Origin of the sequence: Bifidobacterium sp. M0353 (genome assembly GCF_016100645.1) — a bacterium.
GTDB classification, from domain to species: Bacteria; Actinomycetota; Actinomycetes; order Actinomycetales; family Bifidobacteriaceae; genus Bombiscardovia; species Bombiscardovia choladohabitans.
Genome location: NZ_JACFSB010000001.1, coordinates 47,973 through 69,444 on the forward strand (window position 1 = coordinate 47,973; position 21,472 = coordinate 69,444).

General features: G+C 64.7%; 14 protein-coding genes. 13 read left to right on the forward strand and 1 reads right to left on the reverse strand.

Translation table 11 applies throughout. The features are described from left to right. Window positions 1-100 precede the first annotated feature (100 nt). The 9 genes from H3V04_RS00200 to H3V04_RS00240 all read left to right on the forward strand — a co-directional run bounded on the left by H3V04_RS00200 (window position 101) and on the right by H3V04_RS00240 (window position 10,831). Window positions 101-820, forward strand: coding sequence for a Crp/Fnr family transcriptional regulator (locus H3V04_RS00200; protein ID WP_198186815.1), 720 nt, complete (start codon window positions 101-103; stop codon window positions 818-820). Between the two features lie 41 nt (window positions 821-861). Next, entirely contained in the window at window positions 862-3,147 is a 2,286-nt protein-coding gene (locus H3V04_RS00205; protein WP_232342384.1) for a transglycosylase domain-containing protein, read from the forward strand. An 88-nt stretch (window positions 3,148-3,235) separates the two neighbouring features. Continuing rightward, the gene (locus H3V04_RS00210; protein ID WP_198176804.1) at window positions 3,236-4,597 is read left to right on the forward strand and encodes an NADH:flavin oxidoreductase/NADH oxidase; all 1,362 of its coding nucleotides are present in this window, start codon (window positions 3,236-3,238) and stop codon (window positions 4,595-4,597) included. An 8-nt stretch (window positions 4,598-4,605) separates the two neighbouring features. Next, a complete protein-coding gene (locus H3V04_RS00215; protein WP_198186816.1) occupies window positions 4,606-5,349 on the forward strand; it encodes a polyprenol monophosphomannose synthase in 744 nt (247 codons plus the stop codon). A 219-nt stretch (window positions 5,350-5,568) separates the two neighbouring features. After that, complete coding sequence (locus H3V04_RS00220; RefSeq protein ID WP_045936018.1) at window positions 5,569-6,444, forward strand: DeoR/GlpR family DNA-binding transcription regulator; 876 nt, start codon at window positions 5,569-5,571, stop codon at window positions 6,442-6,444. An 82-nt stretch (window positions 6,445-6,526) separates the two neighbouring features. Continuing rightward, the gene (gene galT, locus H3V04_RS00225) at window positions 6,527-7,810 is read left to right on the forward strand and encodes a galactose-1-phosphate uridylyltransferase (protein ID WP_198186817.1); all 1,284 of its coding nucleotides are present in this window, start codon (window positions 6,527-6,529) and stop codon (window positions 7,808-7,810) included. Next, window positions 7,807-9,069 (forward strand): galactokinase, encoded by a 1,263-nt coding sequence (gene galK / locus H3V04_RS00230; protein ID WP_198186818.1) that lies wholly within the window; start codon window positions 7,807-7,809, stop codon window positions 9,067-9,069. The genes galT and galK overlap by 4 nt, the downstream gene beginning before the upstream one ends. A 114-nt stretch (window positions 9,070-9,183) precedes the next feature. Beyond that, on the forward strand, window positions 9,184-9,456 hold the full coding sequence (locus H3V04_RS00235; protein ID WP_029677784.1) for an ACT domain-containing protein: 273 nt from the start codon (window positions 9,184-9,186) through the stop codon (window positions 9,454-9,456). Window positions 9,457-9,466: 10 nt separating this feature from the next. Then, window positions 9,467-10,831, forward strand: a complete 1,365-nt coding sequence (locus H3V04_RS00240) for a PFL family protein (protein ID WP_198186819.1) — start codon at window positions 9,467-9,469, stop codon at window positions 10,829-10,831. A 15-nt stretch (window positions 10,832-10,846) separates the two neighbouring features. On the opposite strand, the gene H3V04_RS00245 is transcribed toward H3V04_RS00240, so the two are convergent. Continuing rightward, window positions 10,847-11,500: a tRNA (cytidine(34)-2'-O)-methyltransferase gene (locus tag H3V04_RS00245; protein WP_198186820.1), complete on the reverse strand. Its 654-nt coding sequence runs from the start codon at window positions 11,498-11,500 to the stop codon at window positions 10,847-10,849. Between the two features lie 90 nt (window positions 11,501-11,590). On the opposite strand from H3V04_RS00245, the gene H3V04_RS00250 reads away from it, so the two are divergent. From H3V04_RS00250 to H3V04_RS00265, 4 genes are all read left to right on the forward strand, one after another. After that, complete coding sequence (locus H3V04_RS00250) at window positions 11,591-12,622, forward strand: A/G-specific adenine glycosylase (RefSeq protein WP_198186821.1); 1,032 nt, start codon at window positions 11,591-11,593, stop codon at window positions 12,620-12,622. 30 nt (window positions 12,623-12,652) lie between these two features. Continuing rightward, window positions 12,653-13,303: a hypothetical protein gene (locus tag H3V04_RS00255; RefSeq protein ID WP_198186822.1), complete on the forward strand. Its 651-nt coding sequence runs from the start codon at window positions 12,653-12,655 to the stop codon at window positions 13,301-13,303. A gap of 194 nt (window positions 13,304-13,497) precedes the next feature. Continuing rightward, window positions 13,498-17,064, forward strand: a complete 3,567-nt coding sequence (gene rpoB, locus H3V04_RS00260; RefSeq protein ID WP_045935092.1) for a DNA-directed RNA polymerase subunit beta — start codon at window positions 13,498-13,500, stop codon at window positions 17,062-17,064. An 88-nt stretch (window positions 17,065-17,152) separates the two neighbouring features. Continuing rightward, window positions 17,153-21,313 (forward strand): DNA-directed RNA polymerase subunit beta', encoded by a 4,161-nt coding sequence (locus tag H3V04_RS00265; RefSeq protein WP_198186823.1) that lies wholly within the window; start codon window positions 17,153-17,155, stop codon window positions 21,311-21,313. Window positions 21,314-21,472: the final 159 nt, after the last annotated feature.

Here is a 21,472-nt window from a genome sequence, read left to right on the forward strand (position 1 = left end):
GGGTATAATCGTGCTCAGTCGCGTCGAACCCGGCGTGAGGTCATCAACTATGCGTGAGTCGGTGCAGACCCGCCAGACATGGCGAAAAGGAGTGCGGAGTATGGCGGTTCACAAGCCCAACGAGATTCCCGATGACGGGAATGCCCTCCGGCAGACCGCCCTATTCAAACAAGTGCCCAGGCAGGACGCCGACCAGCTTTTGGACAGCATGCACGAGTCCACTTACGCCAAGGGGTCCACGGTCTTTCGACAGGGGGACACCGACCACCGCATGTATCTGATGGAGGAGGGCCGGGTCAAGCTGGTCCGTCAGTCGCCCGACCGCCGCATCCAGCTGCTCAGCATCCACGGGCGTGGGGAGATCCTGGGCGAGATTCCCGTCTTTGACCCCTCCGGCGGCCCGCGTACCGCCTCGGCCGTGGTCATGGTCAACAAGACCAAGGTGGCAGCCCTGGACCACGATGCCCTCTTCGACTGGCTCAACCAGCATCCCAAGGTGGCTGTGGATATGCTTCAGGTGCTGGCCCACCGCCTGCGGACCGACAACGAGCGCATCTCCGACCTGGTCTTCCTGGATGTGCCGGCCCGCCTGGCCAAGACCCTGCTGGATCTGGCCACACGCTTCGGCGAACCCTTCGAGCAGGGGCTGATGGTCCCCTACGATCTGACTCAGGAGGAGCTGGCCCAGCTGGTCGGCGCTTCACGCGAGACCGTCAACAAGGCCCTGATGGACTTCTCCAACCGTGGATGGATCTCTCGCAAGGGCCGCACCATCATCATTTTCCAACCCGGACCGCTGATTCGACGCTCGCGCATGTGAACGCCACTGTTCGGTAGAGCCGACGGCCTAGGATGGAGACCATGCCCGAACAAAAGAAATCCATGTCGGTCAGGCGCTTCTTCACGCTGTTGCTGGCTTACCTCATCTTCTGCGTCGCAGGCGGCGTGGTAGTCTCTGGTTTCCTGTTTCCCGCTGTCTTCGGTATCAACGCCGCCTCCAGGAATCTGATGCCTGCTCTGAAGACGGACAACATCGACTTCAACGTCAACGATCTGCCCCAGCAGTCCCGGCTCTACGCCTCCGACGGGCACACGGTCATCGCCACCTTCTATGCGCAGAACAGGATTGTGGTACCCATCAAGGACGTCTCCGACTATATGCAGAAGGCCGTGGTGGCCCGCGAGGACCGTCGTTTCTTCGAGCATGCCGGCGTGGACACCCAGGGCGTGCTCAGGGCTTTCATCCAGACCTACATCAAGCAGGGTGACACCCAGGGGGGCTCCTCCCTGACCCAACAGTATGTCAAAAACGTGCTCATGAGCCAGGCTGAGGAAAACAACGACCCCATCGCCGAGTACCACGCCCAGGAGGAGACCATAGCCCGCAAGATGCGCGAGATGCTGATCGCGGTGCAGATGGAGAAGAAGTACTCCAAGGCCGAGATTCTTCAAGGGTATTTGAATATAGCCCAGTTCGGCACCAACGTCTACGGGGTCGAGTCGGCAGCCAGGCGCTACTTCAGCAAGTCGGCCAAGGACCTGGACCCGGGCGAGGCCGCCACCATCGCCGCCGTGACCAAGAATCCCGCCCGCTTCGACCCAACCGTCAACATCAAGGCCTCCCAGGAGCAGCGGGACATCGTCCTGGATCTGATGCGCCAGGAGAATTACATCACCCAGCGCCAGTATGACGAGAACAAGGCCAAGCCTCTGGACCAGATGCTGCACGTGCAGTCGGTCGATGCCGGATGCCAGGCGGCTGGAGACGCAGCCTTCTTCTGCGATTACGTGACCAAGCAGATCCTCAACTCCAAGGAGTTCGGCAAGAGCCAGGAGGAGCGCAACAAGCTCCTCAAGGAGGGTGGCCTGGATATTTACACCACCATGGACGTCAACGCCAACGCAGCGGCCATGAAGGCGGCCCGGGACACCATCCCCGTGGATGATCGAAGCGGCTTCGAGGTCACGATAGCCTCCATCCGTCCGGGCACCGGCGAGGTCCTAGGCTTCGGCATCAACCGCATCTACGATGCCACCCAGAACTCGGGCGGCGGCACACGCACGGCCATCAACTATGCCGTGGATCAGGTCGACGGCGGCGGCTGGGGCTTCCCTGTGGGATCCACCTGGAAGCCCATCAACCTGGTGTCCTGGATGAAGGCCGGCAAATCCATCAACCAGCCCCTGCGCACCTCCACCAGCTACCCGCAGACCTCCTTCGCCTGCAAGATGGCGGACGGTACCCCCTACGGGTTCGGCACCGGCAGTTGGCATGTGGAGAACTCCGGCGGCGGCACCACGTCGCCGGAGTCCCCCCTGCAGGGTCTGGTGCGCTCGCACAACACCACCCAGGCCTCCATGGCCCAGCAGATCGGTCTGTGCACCATAGCCGATACGGCCAAGGAGATGGGCTACCACAATTCCCCCAAGGATCAGATGGACATCCACTCGGTCAACACCTTCCAGCCGCCCATGGTCATCGGTGCGGTCCAGGCCTCCCCGCTGACCATGGCCAATGTCTACGCCACCATCGCCGCCAAGGGGGTGGCCTGCAGCCCCATAGCCATGACCAAGGTGGTCGACAAGAACGGCAAGTCCGTCAAGGTGCCCAAGGCCAACTGCCATCAGGCCATCGATCCGGGCATCGCCGAGACCGCCGCCTATGCACTCAACCAGGGCGTCGTCCAGCCCGGAGGCGAGGCGTCCACGACCCAGCTGGACGGGGGACGCAAGACCTTCGCCAAGACCGGCACCCACGAGGACAAGTACATGCTGACCGGCGGATTCGTGCCCCAGGTGGCTGCCTTCGTCACCGTGGGCAATGCGGAGGGTCAGGTCTCCTTCACCAACAGGACCATCAACGGAAGGTCCATGCACACCTGGTACGGCATGTATATCGCCACACCGGCCTGGAAGGACTTCATGAACACCTACCTGGCCGCAGCCAATATCCAGCCGGACAACTCCTACGGCAATCCCGACCCCCGGTTCACCGGCGGGGTCCAGCAGCCTCAGCCATCCCAGCAGTCGCAGCAACGGTCCTCGGGAAGACAGCGGCAGAGCTACCGTCACAGCCAGGGGGGACAGCAGGGCAACCAGGGGGCCGGTCAGGACCAGTCACAGACGGTGGATTCGCCAGAGGACTAGGGCCTGTGCCTACAATGGAGACCATGAGGGATTCGTCAACGGGCGGACCACGAGGGGTGCGGCCGCCCGCCGGGAGAGGCAGGAACTGATGGTCCAGGAATATTCAGAGCTGGATGACAAGGCCCCTCGGGCCGACGGCCGGGTCAAGGAAGATCAGGCGATGCCGGGGCCGGTGAGCGGCTCCGGCAGGCTGGATGTCTCCAAACCGATCTGGCCCTTTGAGTCGGATGCCGCCGACGGAAAGAAAAAGGCCGGCAAGGCTGCCAAGGGGGTCAAATCGGCCAAGAAGGGCAAGAGGGACAAAAGAGTCAAAAAAGTCGGGAAATCAAAATCAGGCAGAAGGCGGGAGATGGCCCTGCCTGCGCTCTTCAAGCCCATGGAACTGCGCGACCAGCATATCCGCAACAGGATCTGGATGCCGCCCATGGACACCTATTCGGCCCTTCGGCACGACGGGGTTCCTACCAACTTCCACTACCAGCACTATGTGTCCCGGGCCCTGGGCGGCTTCGGAGTCGTCATTGGGGAGGCCACGGCCGTAAATCCCCAGGGGCGGATCTCACCCTGCGATGTGGGACTGTGGAACGACGAGCAGACCAGGGCCTGGCAGGGCATCGTCCGGGATGTCAAGGCCGCTGGAGCAGTGCCCATCGTCCAGCTCAACCACTCTGGGCGCAAGGGCTCCTCCGGGTGCTCCTCCATGGGCTACATCAACGCCACCGTGCCCGTGGCCGAGGGCGGCTGGCAGCCTGTGGGCCCCAGCCCCATCGCCTTTGGCAGGATGGCGGTCCCGGTCCAGCTCTCGCGGGCTCAGATAGCCTCCATCGTGGCCGACTTCCGTTCCGCTGCCGTGCGAGCCATCCAGGCCGGCTTCCTGGGAGTGGAGCTGCATGCCGCCCACGGCTACCTGCTCTCCCAATTCCTCGATCCCCTGATCAACCGACGCAACGACGAGTATGGGGGCGACCTGTCCGGCAGGATGCGCCTGCTGATCCAGGTGACCGATGCCGTGCGTGAGGTCATTCCCTCGGGCATGCCCCTGCTGGTGCGCATGTCCGCCACCGACTGGGCCACTGGCGGTTGGGGCCTGGACGAGACCATCCGCACCGCCAAGGTGCTCAAGCTGCATGGGGTGGACCTGATCGACGTTTCCACCGGGGGTCTGGTGCCGGGCGTGAAGATTCCGGCCGCTCCCAACTACCAGGTGCCCTTCTCCTACCAGGTGCGCAGCCAGGTGCTGATTCCCACCACGGCGGTGGGGCTGATCACCAAGCCCAGGCAGGCTGATCGGATTGTGCGCAAGGGTCTGGCCGATGCGGTCGAGATCGGTCGAGCCAGCCTGCGCGACCCCTACTGGCCTCTCAGGGCCGCCTACAAACTGGGGCTGTCCGCTCAGCAGGCCCCCTACCCTGAGCCTTACCGGCGCGGGGCCTACGGCATCGCACGCTGAGAGCGGCCATGGACGTTGTTCGTGGCGGAGCAGGGACCATTGTGGTCATGCCCACCTATCAGGAGGCTGACAACATCGGGGTGACCCTTCCTTGGCTCTTGGCATGCTGCCCCGAGGTCGATGTCCTGGTCGTCGACGACGACTCGCCGGACGGCACCGGCGCCCTGGCCGAGGACATGGCCGGTCGCAACCCTCATGTGCATGTCCTCCATCGGCATGCCCGCCGTGGGTTGGGTCCAGCCTACGTGCAGGGGTTCCGCTGGTCGCTGGAACAGGGCTATGATCTGATCTGCGAGATGGACATGGATGGCTCCCATCGGCCCGAGGATCTGGCAGGAATGCTGGCTGTGGCACGAGGTCATGCACATCCGGGGCTGGTCATCGGCTCGCGCCGGGTGCGCGGAGGACGCACTCAAGATTGGCCCTGGTATCGGGATCTGATCTCGCGTGCGGGATCCTGGTATGCCCGCACCGCCCTGGGATCCTCGGTAAGGGACATGACCGCCGGCCTGCGGGTCTATCGAGCGGACGTGTTGAGGCGGATTGATCTGGGAAGGGTCCGATCCAGCGGCTACGTCTTCCAGGTGGATATGCTGCGTCGGGTCCAGGCCATGGGCGTCAGCGTGGTCGAAGTGCCTATAGTCTTCGTTGAGCGGGTTCGCGGCAGCTCGAAGATGGATGCCGGGATCGTTCTGGAGGCCATGGTCCAGGTGACCCTGTGGGGGCTTGAACGGTTGACCCGTCGAAACTGACATTGGCTCACATTCGTGTTCGCTTTCATAAGCGACCCGGTAGGCCTTATTTGAGTCCCAGGGGATAAACTACGCCTTGATGAATGGATTCCTGCAAAAGCTCCGGCAGGCCTCAGGCGTATGGAAGAATGGTCCCAGTAACTGAGAAATGTGGATTTTTCGCCTATGTTTTGTGGTGGCGACCGCAGTCCGATAGTCAGCTTGCCAATTTGGGCGAATGTGTGCGATAATGTTCGAATGATATCGTCACAACGCCAACACCTGATATTGAACCGGTTGCGTACTCGTGGCGCAGTCCGTATCACCGCCCTCTCCAAGGAGCTGGGCGTCTCCGCCATGACCATCCGCCGTGACATTGCCGACCTGGCGGACAAGGGCCTGCTCAAGAGGGTCCACGGAGGGGCTGTCACCACCAGCTCGCTTCTGGCTGAGCCGCTCTTCTCGGTCAAGTCGCAGATGGACATGGGCCTCAAGGACACCATCGCCCGTCGCGCCATCGACTATGTCTCCCCGGGCGACGTCATCGCCATCGGGGGAGGGACCACGGCCTATGTCTTCGCCCAGCACCTGCTGGAGAGCCGCCAGTGCGCGGGCGTGACCCTGCTGACCAATTCCATCCCCGTGGCCGAACTGGTCCAGGCCATGGAGAGCAAGGATGTGGAGGTCATCGTCACCGGCGGTGTCATCACCCGGTCCAACTCCCTGGTCGGCCCCATTGCAGACAAGGTCATCGCCTCCCTGCGGGTCAATACGGTCTTCCTGGGGACCCACTCGGTCTCCATTCCGCGGGGTTTCCTGATGCCAAACTCCTTGGAGGCGGCTACGGATATGGCCCTGATGGACATCGCCGACCGGACCATCATCCTGACCGATCACACCAAGTGGAGCTGCACCTCCCTTTCCCTGTTCGCATCCTTCGACCAGGTGGACACCGTCATCACCGACGACCAGCTGGACCAGGAGTCGGCCGAGGCAACCCGGTCCCTGGTCAAGCGGTTGGTCCTGGTCCCGGTCAACCCCGAGGAAGGCCAGGCTCAAGAGGGTTCCTCCGACGTGTCTAAGGCCGATGCCGGGAAAGCAGCCCAGATTCAATGAACGACCGGTCACACAGGGGTGCGCAGGTTGTCATAGCGGGTTGCCATGGATTGTCAATCATCACGGACGATGAAGGAGCAGCATGAAGTCAGAGCAGTATGTCCCCCAACGGTATGTTCCCGGCGACTATGCCAGGGGGCACATCCGCATCACCCCCACCAGGCTGGCCGACGGGCGTCGGTTCTTCTACCTGGACGATGATCCCGAGTATGTATCCGGCCGCAGGACCAGGCGTCTGGACGATCCTCGTCCGCTGACCGACCGGTTCGCCCCGCACCAGGATCAGGAGGGCAGGACGGTGCCCTTCCAGCCGCCGCAGATGCGCCGGGACCCTCTGACCGGAGACTGGATCCCCATGGCCACGGCCCGGATGAACCGGCCCATCACCGCCGGGCCACAGGCCACCGCCAAGGGCAACCCCCTGGCCGCCAGAAAGCCCGAAGACCCCTACCAGGATGGGGAGATCCCCGATGTGGACTACAACGTGGCGGTCTTCGAGAACCGCTTCCCCTCCATGATGCAGGTGCCCGATATGCAGGCGGCCGACCAGCCATCCCTGGTGGACGGCAATCCCCTCTGGCCGGTGCGCGAGGCCAACGGACGCTGCGAGGTGGTCTGCTTCGACCCTGACGAGCATGCACTCCCTGCCGATCTGCCTGTCTCGCGTCTGCGGACGGTGGTGGAGGCCTGGGCCTTCCGCACTGCAGAGATCTCGGCCATGGAGGGCATCGAACAGATCTTCCCCTTCGAGAACCATGGACAGGAGATCGGCGTCTCCCTTGCCCACCCCCACGGACAGATCTACTGCTATCCCTTCATCGCCCCCCGCCTTGAGCAGGAGCTGAGGCAGTGCGCCGCCTACCGGGAACGCACCGGTGGCAACCTTCTGGCGGACATCCTCAAGGCCGAGCTGGACTCCGGTCGACGGGTCGTCTTCCGCAACGCCACCTGGGTGGCCTATGTTCCAGCCGCCGCCCGCTGGCCGCTGGAGGTCCATATGGCCCCCGTGCGCGACGGGATCCTGAGCCTGGACCAGCTGAACGACCAGGAGCGCTGGGATCTGGCCGTCATGTATTCCACCCTGCTCAAGCGGGGCAACGCCTTCTTCGACAAGGGCGACGGCAGGGGGATGGATCTGCCCTACATCGCTGCCTGGCACCAGGCCCCGCTGCACGATCCGCGGCGGGAGGACTACCGGCTCAACCTGCAGTTCTTCTCCTTCCGCCGTGCCGTGGACAAAATCAAGTATCTCGCCGGGTCCGAGTCAGGCATGGCCGCCTGGGTGTCGGACACCACCCCTGAGCGGATCGCCGACCGATTCCGCCAGCTGGGGCCCCTGGACCTGGAGAATGGAGAGAATCAATGACGACGACAGTCCAATTCATACAGGCCTGGACCCAGGGCGCTGACGGCCAAGGGGCTACCAAGGCCCGCGAGCTCTTCCAGAAGGTCTATGGCGAGGATCCCCAGGGCGTCTGGAGCGCTCCAGGCCGGGTCAACCTGATCGGCGAGCACACAGATTACAATGCCGGGCTCTGCCTGCCCATCGCCCTGCCCAACCGTACCTATGTGGCCGCCTGTCCCAGGACGGACAGCCGGGTCCGCCTGGTCTCCAGCATGGATCCGGAGAACCCGGTCCAGGCTGACCTGGATGGTCTTCAGGCCAGGGGAGTCAGCGGCTGGGCGGCCTATCCGGTCGGCGTGGCCTGGGCCCTGCAGCGGGATGGCTTCCCCCAGGTTCGAGGATTCGACCTGGCCCTGGCCTCCTGCGTGCCAGTCGGGTCCGGGTTGAGCTCCTCGGCGGCCATGACCTGTGCCGTAGCCCTGGCCTTGGATGACCTGTTCGGTCTGGGGCTGGGCGGTGACGAGGCTGGCCGGGTCAGGCTGATCCAGGCCGCCATCACGGCTGAGAACGATATGGCCGGCGCGTCCACCGGCGGCATGGATCAGAGCGCCGCCATGCGGTGTCGATCCGGTTGCGCCCTGCGGCTGGACTGCCGGCCGGAACTGGATGCCATGAGCAACGTGCGCCAGGTTCCCTTCGACCTGCAGGCTGCGGGCCTGGAGCTGCTGGTGGTCGACACCAGGGCCCAGCACCAGCTCAACGATGGTCAATACGATCAGCGGCGGGCCACCTGCGAGCAGGCTGCGCATCTGCTGGGGGTGGCCAACCTGCGCCAGGCGGCAGACCGGGTCAATGGGGCTGCTGATCCGCCATCCGCCCTGGCTGCCTTGCTGGAGCGGCTGCCCGATGAGACCATGCGTCGGCGGGTCCGTCATGTCGTCAGCGAGATAGGACGGGTGGACCGCTTCATCGAGGCCTTCGGCAGGGGCGATTACGTCCTGGCGGGCCGCCTGTTCAACGCCTCCCATGACTCCCTGAGGGACGACTACGAGGTCACCTGCCCGGAGTTGGACGAGGCCGTGGACGCAGCACGCCAGGGTGGGGCCTACGGGGCTCGCATGACCGGCGGCGGGTTCGGCGGATCCATCATCGCCCTGGCTGACGCCGGCAAGGGTTCCGATCTTGCCCGTGACATCGCCGGACGATTCGCCTCCAAGGGATTCAAGGCCCCCAGGGCCCTGATCGCCCTGCCCTCCTCGGCGGCTGCGCGCGAATCCTGAATCAGGCTGCAGACCTCACGCCCCCGCTTCTCCCGGCGCTCCTCTAAGCTGGAGGAGCGGGGTCCCGGTTTTCAGTGGGTCCGGTCAAGGGTGAGGTGGATGAGGAGGACGGCCATGGACAAGGCGATCATCACGGTGGTGGGCAAGGATGCCATAGGCATCATCGGCAAGGTCTGCACAGACCTTTCCCAGCAGGGTATCAATGTGCTGGACATTTCGCAGACCATTCTGGACGGCTTCTTCACCATGATGATGATTGTGGATTGCACGGCCTGCCGGGATGATTTCGATGCACTGAGCCAGCGGATGGAATCCCTGGGAGAGGACATCGGAGTCTCCATCCGCTGCCAGCGCGAGGAGATCTTCACCAGGATGCACCGGGTCTGAGGAGGCAGCCATGATCACACGTGACGAGGTCCTGGAGACCAACGACATGATCGATCGGGAGCGCCTGGACGTGCGCACCATCACCATGGGTATCAGCCTGCTGGATTGTGTGAGCGGGGATGTGGACATGCTCTGCCGGAACATTCATCGCAGGATCGTCTCCCTGGCCGGCGACCTGGTGTCCACCGGGGACTCCATCGCCCGCGAGTACGGCATTCCCATCGTCAACAAGCGCATCACCGTCACCCCCATCTCCCTGGTGGCCGCCGGAGCCTGCCACACCGTGGAGGATTATGTAACCGTGGCCAAGGCCCTGGACCGCTCGGCCCAGGAGGTCGGTGTCAACTTGATTGGTGGTTACTCGGCCCTGGTCGGCAAGGGCATGACCCCGGCCGAGCGGTTGTTGATCAAGTCCCTGCCCAGGGCGCTGAGCCAGACGGAACGGGTCTGCGCCAGCGTCAACGTGGGCTCCACCAGGACGGGCATCGATATGGATGCCGTGGCCCTGATGGGCCGGGTCGTCAAGGCCACCGCCGAGAGCACCGCCGACTCGGACAGCTCCGGCTGCACCAAGCTGGTGGTCTTCTGCAACGCCCCGGATGACAACCCCTTCATGGCCGGCGGTTTCCATGGGGTCAGCCAGGGGTCGGCCGTCATCAACGTGGGGGTCTCCGGGCCCGGCGTGGTCAAGACCGCCTTGGAATCAGCCAAGGGAGCCGACTTCGGGCAGCTCTGTGAGACCATCAAGCGCACGGCCTTCAAGATCACCCGGGTGGGGCAGCTGGTGGCCCAGGAGGCCAGCCGTCGCCTGGACGTGCCCTTCGGGATCATCGACCTGTCACTGGCACCCACCCCGGCTGTCGGAGACTCGGTGGGCGAGGTCCTGCAGACCATGGGCCTGGAGCAGGTGGGCGCACCCGGGACCACTGCGGCCCTGGCCATCCTCAACGATCAGGTCAAGAAGGGCGGCATCATGGCTTCCAGTTCGGTGGGCGGGCTGTCCGGGGCCTTCATCCCAGTGTCCGAGGACGCCGCCATGATCCAGGCTGCGCAAGAGGGGAGCCTGACCCTGGAGAAGCTTGAGGCCATGACCTGCGTCTGCTCGGTGGGGCTGGACATGATCCCCATCCCCGGGGACACCTCCGCCGAGTCTATCTCCGGCCTGATCGCCGACGAGGCGGCCATCGGGATGATCAATCAGAAGACCACCGCAGTCAGGGTCATTCCTGTCATCGGCAAGCAGGTGGGCGAGTGGGCCGAGTTCGGCGGGCTCATGGGCGGCGGTCCGGTCGTGCCCGTCAATACCCGCTCCTGCGCGGACTTCGTCAATCGGGGCGGACACATCCCGGCGCCCATTCACAGTTTCAAGAACTGAGCGCGCTCGCAGGGTTCAGCGGCCGCCTTGGAATCCCAGCTGCCGCCAGGCCTCGTAGATGGCTATGGAGGCGCAGTTGGTCAGGTTCAGGCTGCGCAGGCTGGGCCGCATGGGCAGCCTGACCTGTTCGGCCACGTGGGGGCCGGCCATGATGTCCATGGGGTCGGGGATGTCGCCGGGCTCGGGGCCGAACAGGAGGATGTCGTCCGGCCGGTAGTCGACCTCGGTGTAGAGCTTTTCGGCGTGGGCGGTGAAAGCGATGATCCGGCTGTCGGACATGGAGCGGACCAGGTCGTCGAAGTCCGGGTGCAGGACCACGTGGGCCATGTCGTGGTAGTCCAGGCCGGCCCGGCGCAGCTTGGTGTCCTTGAGGTTGAAGCCCAGGGGCTCTATCAGGTGCAGGATGGTGCCGGTCACGGCGCACAGGCGGATGGCCGATCCGGTGTTGCCGGGGATTCGCGGCGAGTAGTAGCACAGGTGGGGGGTGGAGGTCTTCACCCGGCTGGCCTGATCGGCCTTCATCATGGCATCCACCACGGAGATGGGGTTGCCGTGGGCGTCGGTGACCAGCTCGTCGGGACCATAATTCGATTTGCGGTATCCGTACTCGTACATGCTTTCGACGGCCTTCGATGGGTCGCCTGACCGCTCCTGCTCCTGCCTGTTCATGAGGCCAACCTACCGTCGCCAAACGACAGGCCTGGCAGGGCTGGTCGGCACCGTCGGGCAGAATACGGCCGTTGAATGAGGCGGAACCGGATGGCGAAGGGTGGTGTGACCATGGAGAACGCGGAGACGGCCTTTGCGAAGACTGAGCCCATCCGTCTGCGGCTGTTCGACTGGTGGAGCCGATACGCCCGCGACCTGCCCTGGCGCTTCGGACGAACCACGCCCTGGGGGGTCCTGGTCTCCGAGGTCATGAGCCAGCAGACCCAGATGAGCCGGGTGGTGCCCTACTGGACGGCCTGGATGAAGATCTGGCCGGATGCGGCCTCCCTGGCTGCTGCACCCAAGGCCGAGGTCATCACGGCCTGGGGCCGGTTGGGCTACCCGCGCCGAGCCTTGCGCCTGCAGGAGTGTGCGCAGCAGGTGGCCGGCCAGTATGCAGACCGGCTGCCCCGTGACTACGACCAGCTGGTGGCCATGCCTGGCATCGGCGACTACACGGCCAGCGCTGTCATGAGCTTTGCCTACGGCGAGAGGATCGCCGTCATCGACACCAATATCCGCAGGGTGCTTTCCAGGGTCTTTCTGGGGCATGAATCCACCGGGGGCGCTGCCAGTCGAGAGGAGCGCCAGCTGGCCTGGCAGGTCCTGCCCGAGGACGGAGGGCCGGAGGATATCGGTGCCGAAGACAGCGGTGTCCAGGAAGATGGTGGCAGTGGCCGTCTGGGACTGGCTGATCCGAAGGTCAGATCGGCAGCCTGGCGGGAGCCGCCCTCGGCCCGATGGAACCAGGCCGTCATGGAGCTGGGTGCCACGGTCTGCATCGCCCACAAGCCGGCCTGCGACATCTGTCCTCTGGCCGGCCATTGCCGCTTTCTCAAGGCCGGACTGCCCGGTCTGGGTGCAGGCAGGACCAGGCCCCGGCAGCGCTTCGCAGGCACCGACCGGCAGGTCCGCGGCGCCATCCTTCAGGCCCTGCGGCAGGCTTCGGGCGCACCTGTCCCAAGGAAGGATCTGAAACCCCTGTGCAAGGACGAAATCCGGCTTGATCGGTGCATCGCATCCCTGGACGAGGATGGTCTTCTGGAGATCGGCCAGGATGGCAGTCTGAGTCTGCCGAGGTGAAGGCCGCCCCGGCGATTAGACTGGAGAAGTATGGCCAAGCGACGCATGAGCGAGAAGAAGCGGCGGATGTATCGTCGCCGGAGGATTGCGGCCGCCCTGCTGGCGGTGCTCTTCCTGCTGGTCTGCGCTGGCCTGTTCTGGGGCGTGGGGGCCGGCATCAGAGCCCTGCGTGGAGGTGATGGGGGCCAGGGAGCCTCGACCAGCGCCCAGCAGACCACAAAGACCGAATCCAAGGACAAGGACAAGCAGAAGAAGGACGCCGGCAAGAAGCGTTCCTCCGGGGCTCCTGACTGCGACAAGGGGGATCTGGCCCTGGAGCTGGCTGCGCCCGATCCCAGCACTGGGGTCGGTGGGTCCATCGACTTTACGGTGACCATCCGGCACAAGGGAACGGGCTCATGCTTGGTGGACGGTTCCGACGGTGGCCGGGTGCTGGTCATCACCAGCGGTCAGGATACCGTCTGGCGCTCCGATGCCTGCCCGGTGGGGGCGCGCACCCTGCTCATGGCCACAGGAGACAAGGATGTGCAGACCATCACCTGGCATGCTGACAGGAGCCAGGAGAGCTGTCAGCCCGACCAGAAGCTGCCCCGGGTCAAGGCCGGTTCCTACCAGGCCAAGCTGGTGCTCAAGGCCGATTCCAATGTGGTCTCCCCGCCAGTGCCGGTCATGGTCCAATAGCAGCTTTTCCAAGACGACACGCCGATTGCGTCCATGGTTCTTGTCTGCTATAGTTTTATCTTTGCATGAGGTGTGTCATATAGCGGGCATGCATCATCGAGGAGATGCCCGCGAATAGGCATATGGCGGCCATTCGGCATCTCCCTGGGGTAACAGGAATGATCGAGTACGGCGAGCGATAAGGAACGTCCATTTTGGCTGCCAATAAAGCTGTAAGTAGTACCACCGCAACGCAGGCACGCGCTGACGAACACGACATCAAACTGCACAAGGCCACCGATCGTGTCAACTTCGGATCCATCCGCGAACCCATCGAGGTGCCCTACCTCCTGGGCGTGCAGACCGATAGCTTCGACTGGCTGGTCGGCAATGACCGCTGGAAGAAGCGTGTCGAGGAGGATCGGGTCAACGGGACCCATACCGTGGCCCCCGTCTCCGGCCTGGATGAGGTCTTCCAGGAGATCTCTCCCATCGAGAACTTCGCGCAGACCATGAGCCTGACCTTCTCCGATCCCTACTTCGAGGAGCCCCGGCACACGGTCCAGGAGTGCAAGGAGAAGGACTACACCTACTCCGCCCCCCTGTACGTGAACGCCGAGTTCGAGAACGGGGACACCGGCGAGATCAAGTCGCAGACCGTCTTCATGGGCGACTTCCCGCTGCAGACCCCCCACGGCACCTTCATCATCGGCGGCTCGGAGCGCGTCATCGTCTCCCAGCTGGTCCGCTCTCCCGGCGTCTACTTCGACCGCACCCAGGACCGCAACTCCGACAAGGAGATCTTCGGGGCCAAGATCATCCCCAGCCGGGGCGCCTGGCTGGAGTTCGAAATCGACAAGCGCGATGTGCTGGGCGTGCGTGTGGACCGCAAGCGCAAGCAGTCCGCCATCGTCTTCCTCATGGCCATCGGCATGACCAAGCCGCAGATCCGCAAGGCCTTCAAGGGCTATCCACTGGTGCTGGACGCCCTGGAGAAGGAGACCATCGAGACCCAGGACGAGGCCCTGACCGACCTCTACCGCAAGATCCGGCCCGCGGACACAGCCTCGCCCGAGGCCGGCCGCAACCTGCTGGATTCCTTCTACTTCAACACCAAGCGCTACGACCTGGCCCGGGTCGGCCGCTACAAGATCAACCGCAAGCTGGGTCTTGAGGCCGACTTCAACGACCGCAGCCTGCATCCCGAGGACATCATCGCCACCCTGAAGTACCTGGTGACCCTGCATGCCGGCGGGCAGACCTTCCCCGGCCGCCGCGACGGCAAGGACATCGAGCTGCGGGTGGACGTGGACGACATCGACCACTTCGGCAACCGCCGCATCCGTCAGGTGGGCGAGCTGATCCAGAACCAGCTGCGCACCGGCCTGAGCCGTATGGAGCGCGTGGTCCGTGAGAGGATGACCACCCAGGACGCGGAGGCCATCACCCCGCAGTCCCTGATCAACATCCGCCCGGTCAACGCCACCATCAAGGAGTTCTTCGGAACCTCCCAGCTGAGCCAGTTCATGGATCAGAACAACCCGCTGGCCGGCGTGACCAACAAGCGTCGTCTCTCGGCCCTGGGCCCCGGCGGCCTGTCCCGCGACCGCGCCTCCATGGAGGTGCGCGATGTGCACCCCTCCCACTACGGACGCATGTGCCCCATCGAGTCCCCTGAAGGCCCCAACATCGGCCTGATCGGCTCCCTGGCAACCTTCGCCCGGGTCAACCCCTTCGGCTTCATCGAGACCCCCTACCGCAAGGTCATCGATGGCCAGGTGACCGACGACGTGGTCTACATGACCGCCGATCAGGAGTCCGAGCACACCATCGCCCAGGCCAACCAGGAGATCGACGAGACCGGACACTTCGTCGAGGACGAGGCCCTGGTGCGTGACGCCGAGGCCGAGGCCAAGGATGTGCCCGTCTCCCAGGTGGACCTGATGGATGTCTCCCCCCGGCAGATGGTTTCGGTGGGCGCCTCCCTGATTCCATTCCTGGAGCACGACGAGGGCCACCGAGCACTGATGGGCACCAACATGCAGCGTCAGGCCGTCCCCCTGGTCAAGTCCGAGCGTCCCCTGGTGGGCACCGGCTCCGAGTGGCGCTCCGCCATCGACTCCGGCGATGTCATCCTGGCCGAGAAGCCGGGCGTGGTCACCTACGTCTCCGCCGACATCATCCGCGTCATGAATGACGACGGCACCCAGTCCTCCTACAAGCTGGCCAAGTTCCAGCGGTCCAACCAGACCACCTGCTACAACCAGGTCCCCCTGATCAAGGACGGGGAGCGGGTCGAGGCCGGCACGGTCCTGGCTGACGGCCCCGCCACCGAGAAGGGCGAGATGGCCCTGGGCAAGAACGTCCTGGTGGCCTTCATGCCCTGGAACGGCTACAACTACGAGGACGCCGTCATCATCTCCCAGCGGCTGGTCCAGGACGACACCCTGAGCTCCATCCATATCGAGGAGTACGAGACCGACGCCCGCGAGACCAAGCTGGGCGCCGAGGAGATCACCCGCGACCTGCCCAACGTGGGCGAGGATGCGGTGGCCAACCTGGACGAGCGCGGCATCATCCGCATCGGCGCCGAGGTCGAGGCCGGGGACATCCTGGTCGGCAAGGTCACCCCCAAGGGCGAGACCGAGCTGACACCCGAGGAGCGGCTCCTGCGGGCCATCTTCGGAGAGAAGAGCCGCGAGGTGCGCGACACCAGCCTGCGGGTGCCCCACGGTGAGACCGGAACGGTCATCGAGGTCAAGGAGGTCACCCGCGAGGATGCCGAGGAGGACGGCGACGAGCTGCCCAACGGCGTCAACCGGATGATCCGGGTCTACATCGCCCAGCATCGCAAGATCACCCAGGGCGACAAGCTCTCCGGCCGCCACGGCAACAAGGGCGTCATCTCGAGGATCCTTCCCGAGGAGGATATGCCCTTCATGGCTGATGGCACCCCCATCGACATCATGCTCAACCCGTTGGGCGTGCCCTCCCGTATGAACCTGGGACAGGTCCTGGAACTCCACCTGGGGTGGATCGCCCACTCCGGCTGGGACATCAGTCTGGATCCCGACCTGGAGGCCGAGTGGAAGAAGCACATCCCGGCAGGCGCCGAGAAGGCCGAGCCCGGCACCGCCGTGGCCACCCCGGTCTTCGACGGCGTGCGTGAGGACGCCCTGAACGGTCTGCTCAAGACCACCCTGCCCAACCGTGACGGCGAGCGCCTGGTGGGCGATGACGGCAAGGCCGTGCTCTACGACGGCCGCACCGGCGAGCCCTTCACCAAGCCCATCTCCGTGGGCTACATGTACATGCTCAAGCTCCACCACCTGGTCGATGACAAGATCCACGCCAGGTCCACCGGACCCTACTCCATGATCACCCAGCAGCCCCTGGGCGGCAAGGCCCAGTTCGGCGGCCAGCGCTTCGGCGAGATGGAGGTCTGGGCCCTGGAGGCCTACGGCGCCGCCTACACCCTGCACGAGATGATGACTACCAAGTCCGACGACGTGGACGGCCGTGTCCGGGCCTATGGAGCCATCGTGCGCGGGGAGAACCTGCCGGCGGCCGGCATCCCCGAATCCTTCAAGGTGCTGCTCAAGGAGATGCAGTCGCTCTCCTTGAACGTGGAGGTGCTCAACGCGGAAGGCAACGTGATCGAGATGAAGGACGAGGACGACGACCCGAGCGCCGCCTCCGACGACCTGGGCTTCAACATCGGCGCCCGCCCGGACGCCGCCGCCAAGGCCGACCAGTCCGCTCCCGAGCCGGAGTACCGCTGAACCACAAGTCACAGGGATGCCCGCCTGAAGGGCATCCCGCCAAGAGGCAAACTTCAGAGCAGTTACAAGATCAGAGACAGGACACAGAGTGCTGGACGTCAATGCATTTGACAAACTGAGAATCGGACTGGCCACGGCCGATGACATCCGCGGCTGGAGCTATGGCGAGGTCAAGAAGCCGGAAACCATCAACTACCGTACCTTGAAGCCCGAGAAGGACGGCCTGTTCGGCGAGCAGATCTTCGGACCCACCCGCGATTGGGAGTGCGCCTGCGGCAAGTACAAGCGCGTGCGCTTCAAGGGGATCGTCTGCGAGCGCTGCGGTGTGGAGGTCACCCGCTCCCGCGTCCGCCGCGAGCGTATGGGCCACATCGAACTGGCCGCCCCCGTCACCCACATCTGGTTCTTCAAGGGCGTGCCCTCCCGGCTGGGATACCTGCTGGACATCGCGCCCAAGGACCTGGAAAAGGTCATCTACTTCGCGGCCTACATGGTCACCAAGGTGGATGAGGAGCAGCGCCACAAGGACCTGCCCGACCTGCAGGACGAGTTCGACAACGAGATCAACCAGCTGGAGAAGAAGCGCGACCTGGAGATCGACAAGCGCGCCAAGAAGCTGGAGGAGGACCTGGCCGAGCTGGAGAAGACCGACGAGGTCAAAGGCTCCATGAAGGCACGTCTGCGCAACGGGGCCGAGCGGGACATGACCGCCATCCGCAAGCGCTACGACGACCAGATTCAGCGGATCACCGCCGTCTTCGACCGCTTCAAGACCCTGAAGCCCGGCGACATGGAGGGTGACGTGGATCTGTGGCGGGAGATGCAGGACCGCTACGGTGACTACTTCGAGGGCTGCATGGGCGCCGAGGCCATCAAGAAGCGCCTGCAGGACTTCGACCTGGAGGCTGCCGCCAAGGAGCTCCGTCACGAGATCGACACCGGCTCCGGCCAGCGCAAGGCCCGTGCCCTGAAGCGGCTCAAGGTGGTCTCCGCCTTCCTGAACACCGGCAACAAGCCCGAGGCCATGGTCCTGGACGTCGTCCCGGTCATTCCGCCCGACCTGCGCCCCATGGTGCAGCTGGATGGCGGCCGCTTCGCCACCTCCGACCTGAACGACCTCTACCGGCGCGTCATCAACCGCAACAACAGGCTCAAGCGCCTGATCGAGCTGGGCGCCCCCGAGATCATGCTCAACAACGAGAAGCGCATGCTCCAGGAGGCTGTGGACTCCCTCTTCGACAACGGCCGTCGTGGCCGCCCCGTCACCGGAGCCTCCAACCGTCCCCTGAAGTCCCTGGCAGACATGCTCAAGGGCAAGCAGGGCCGCTTCCGTCAGAACCTGCTGGGCAAGCGTGTGGACTACTCCGGCCGTTCCGTGATCGTGGTCGGGCCTTCCCTGCGCATGCACCAGTGCGGCCTGCCCAAGCCCATGGCCCTGGAGCTCTTCAAGCCCTTCGTCATCAAGCGGCTGGTGGACCTCAACTACGCGCAGAACATGAAGAGCGCCAAGCGTCTGGTCGACCGCGGCGACCCCGAGGTCTGGGGCGTGCTGGAGGAGGTCATCTCCGAGCACCCCGTCCTGCTCAACCGTGCGCCTACGCTGCACCGTCTGGGCATCCAGGCCTTCGAGCCCATCCTGGTCGAGGGCAAGGCCATCCACCTGCCCCCGCTGGCATGCGCGGCCTTCAACGCCGACTTCGACGGCGACCAGATGGCAGTCCACCTGCCCCTGTCGGCAGAGGCCCAGGCTGAGGCCCGTTCGCTCATGCTGGCCTCCGATAACATCCTCAAGCCCGCCGACGGCCATACGGTCACCATGCCCTCCCAGGATATGATTCTGGGTCTGTACTACCTGACCACCGTGGTTGACGGCGCCAAGGGCCAGGGCCGGATCTTCTCCAGCCTGGCCGAGGCCCGGATGGCTCTGGACCTGGGCGAGATCGACATGCAGGCCAAGATCCTGCTGCGGGTGCCCGCCGACTTCGTCATGCCCAAGGACTGGAATCCCGGTGACCTCAAGGTCGTCGACCCTGAGCCCGGCAGCCCTGACGTGGTCAAGGAGGAGGTCTTCAAGGACGGCTCCAGGCTCTTCGCCACCAACTATGGGCGGGTCCTGTTCAACCGGACGTTGCCTGTGGACTACCCCTTCATCAACGAGCAGGTACCCAAGGGCAAGCTGTCCGGCATCGTGGACGACATCGCCACCCGGTACTCGACCGCCCAGGTGGCGGCCACCCTGGATGCCCTGAAGGATCTGGGCTTCACCCGGGCCCAGTGGTCCGGCGTGACCATGGCCTTCTCCGACATCGTGGTGCCGCCCGAGCGCGGCGAGATCGTCAACGAGTACCAGGGGCAGGCCGCCAAGGTCAACTCCCAGTACGACATGGGTCTGCTGACCGACGAGGAGCGCCGTCAGGAGCTGATCAACCTGTGGACCGAATGCACCGACAAGGTGGCTGACGCCATGCAGAAGCACTTCACTCCGGACAACAACGTGAACATCATGGTCCAGTCCGGGGCACGAGGCAACTGGATGCAGATCCGCCAGATCGCCGGTATGCGAGGCCTGGTGGCCAACCCCAAGGGCGAGATCATTCCTCGACCGGTCAAGTCCAACTACCACGACGGTCTGTCGGTGCTGGAGTACTTCATCTCCCAGCACGGTGCCCGCAAGGGTCTGGCCGACACCGCACTGCGTACCGCCGAGTCGGGCTACCTGACCCGTCGTCTGGTCGATGTCTCCCAGGACGTGATCGTGCGCGAGGAGGACTGCGGCACCATGCGCGGTCTGACCATGAAGGTGGCCGAGCGCGACGAGCAGGGCAACCTGGTCCTGGTCAAGGCCGCCGACGGCGGACCCTACTCCAGGCTCCTGGCCGCCGACGTCATCGACCCCAAGGATGGCAAGACCGTGCTCTACAAGCGCGGCGACGCCCTGTCCATGGATGTGCTGCGCGACATGGTCGCCCACGGCGTGGAGGAGGTCAAGGCCCGTTCGGTCCTGACCTGCGAGTCCACCCGCGGGGTGTGCGCCAAGTGCTACGGCTGGTCCCTGGCCACCAACAAGCTGGTGGACGTCGGCGAGGCCGTGGGTATTGTGGCCGCCCAGTCCATCGGCGAGCCCGGCACCCAGCTGACGCTGCGTTCCTTCCACTCCGGCGGTGTGGCTTCGGCCTCCGACATCACCCAGGGTCTTCCCCGTGTCACCGAGCTCTTCGAGGCCCGTACCCCCAAGGGCGAGGCTCCCATCGCGGAGTTCCCCGGCACCGTCAAGGTGGAGGACACCGACCGCGGCCGTCAGGTGACCCTGACCCCGGACGACACCTCCGTGGAGGCGCTGACCTACCCGGTCACCCGCCGTGCACCCATGATGGTCAAGGATGGACAGCATGTCGAGGCCGGCACCCAGCTGATCGAGGGCTCCGTGGATCCCAAGAAGATCCTGCGCATCCTCGGCCCTCGTGCTGCCCAGGTGAACATCGTCAACGAGGTGCACACGGTCTACCGCTCCCAGGGCGTGGACATCCACGACAAGCACATCGAGGTCATCGTCCACCAGATGCTCCGCCGCGTGACGGTCATCGACTCGGGCGACACCGACCTGCTGCCCGGCGAGCTGGTCGACCAGGCCAAGTTCAAGGCCGCCAACATGAAGGCCGTCAAGGCCGGAGGCAAGCCGGCCGCTGGACGCCCCGAGCTCATGGGCATCACCAAGGCCTCCCTGGCCACCGACTCCTGGCTGTCGGCCGCCTCCTTCCAGGAGACGACCCGCGTGCTTACCGAGGCCGCCCTGAACCAGAAGGTCGACGACCTGAAGGGCCTCAAGGAGAACGTGATCATCGGCAAGCTGATCCCTGCCGGCACCGGCCTGGCCAGGTACCGCAACGCCACAGTGGAGCCCGACAAGGCCATCCGCGACACTATCTACCCCAACTTCGGTCTGGGTGGCGGCGACGTGGATCTGAGCGACGCCGACCTGAACGATGTGGACTTCTCCAACATCGACTTCGGAGATCTGAAGCTGGGCGACGACTTCAACCCGGACGACTTCCTCAACGACCAGGGCGGCCAGAGCCATCTGGACACCCCCAACGTGCAGGATCCGTCAGCCGGGGCGGGCGATCAGACGGCTGCCACAGGCGCGGGATCCCCGGATGCCGCAGACGGCAGTGACTCCGATCAGAAGCCGCCTCAGCAGCCTGGCTCAGCCACCTTCTCCTCCTCGGAGGACCAGCACTCCAACCAGTGAGCGCATGCAAGGCCAGTAGCCGCAGATCCGCTTGGGCCGGATGACCCGGCCTGGCGGATTCGGCTGCAGGTTACTGCAGGTTATGTGCTACCAGATGAGGGCCCGTGCGATCTCAACGATCGCACGGGCCCTCGTTTTGTTTTTCTCTCGGGGTCCAGG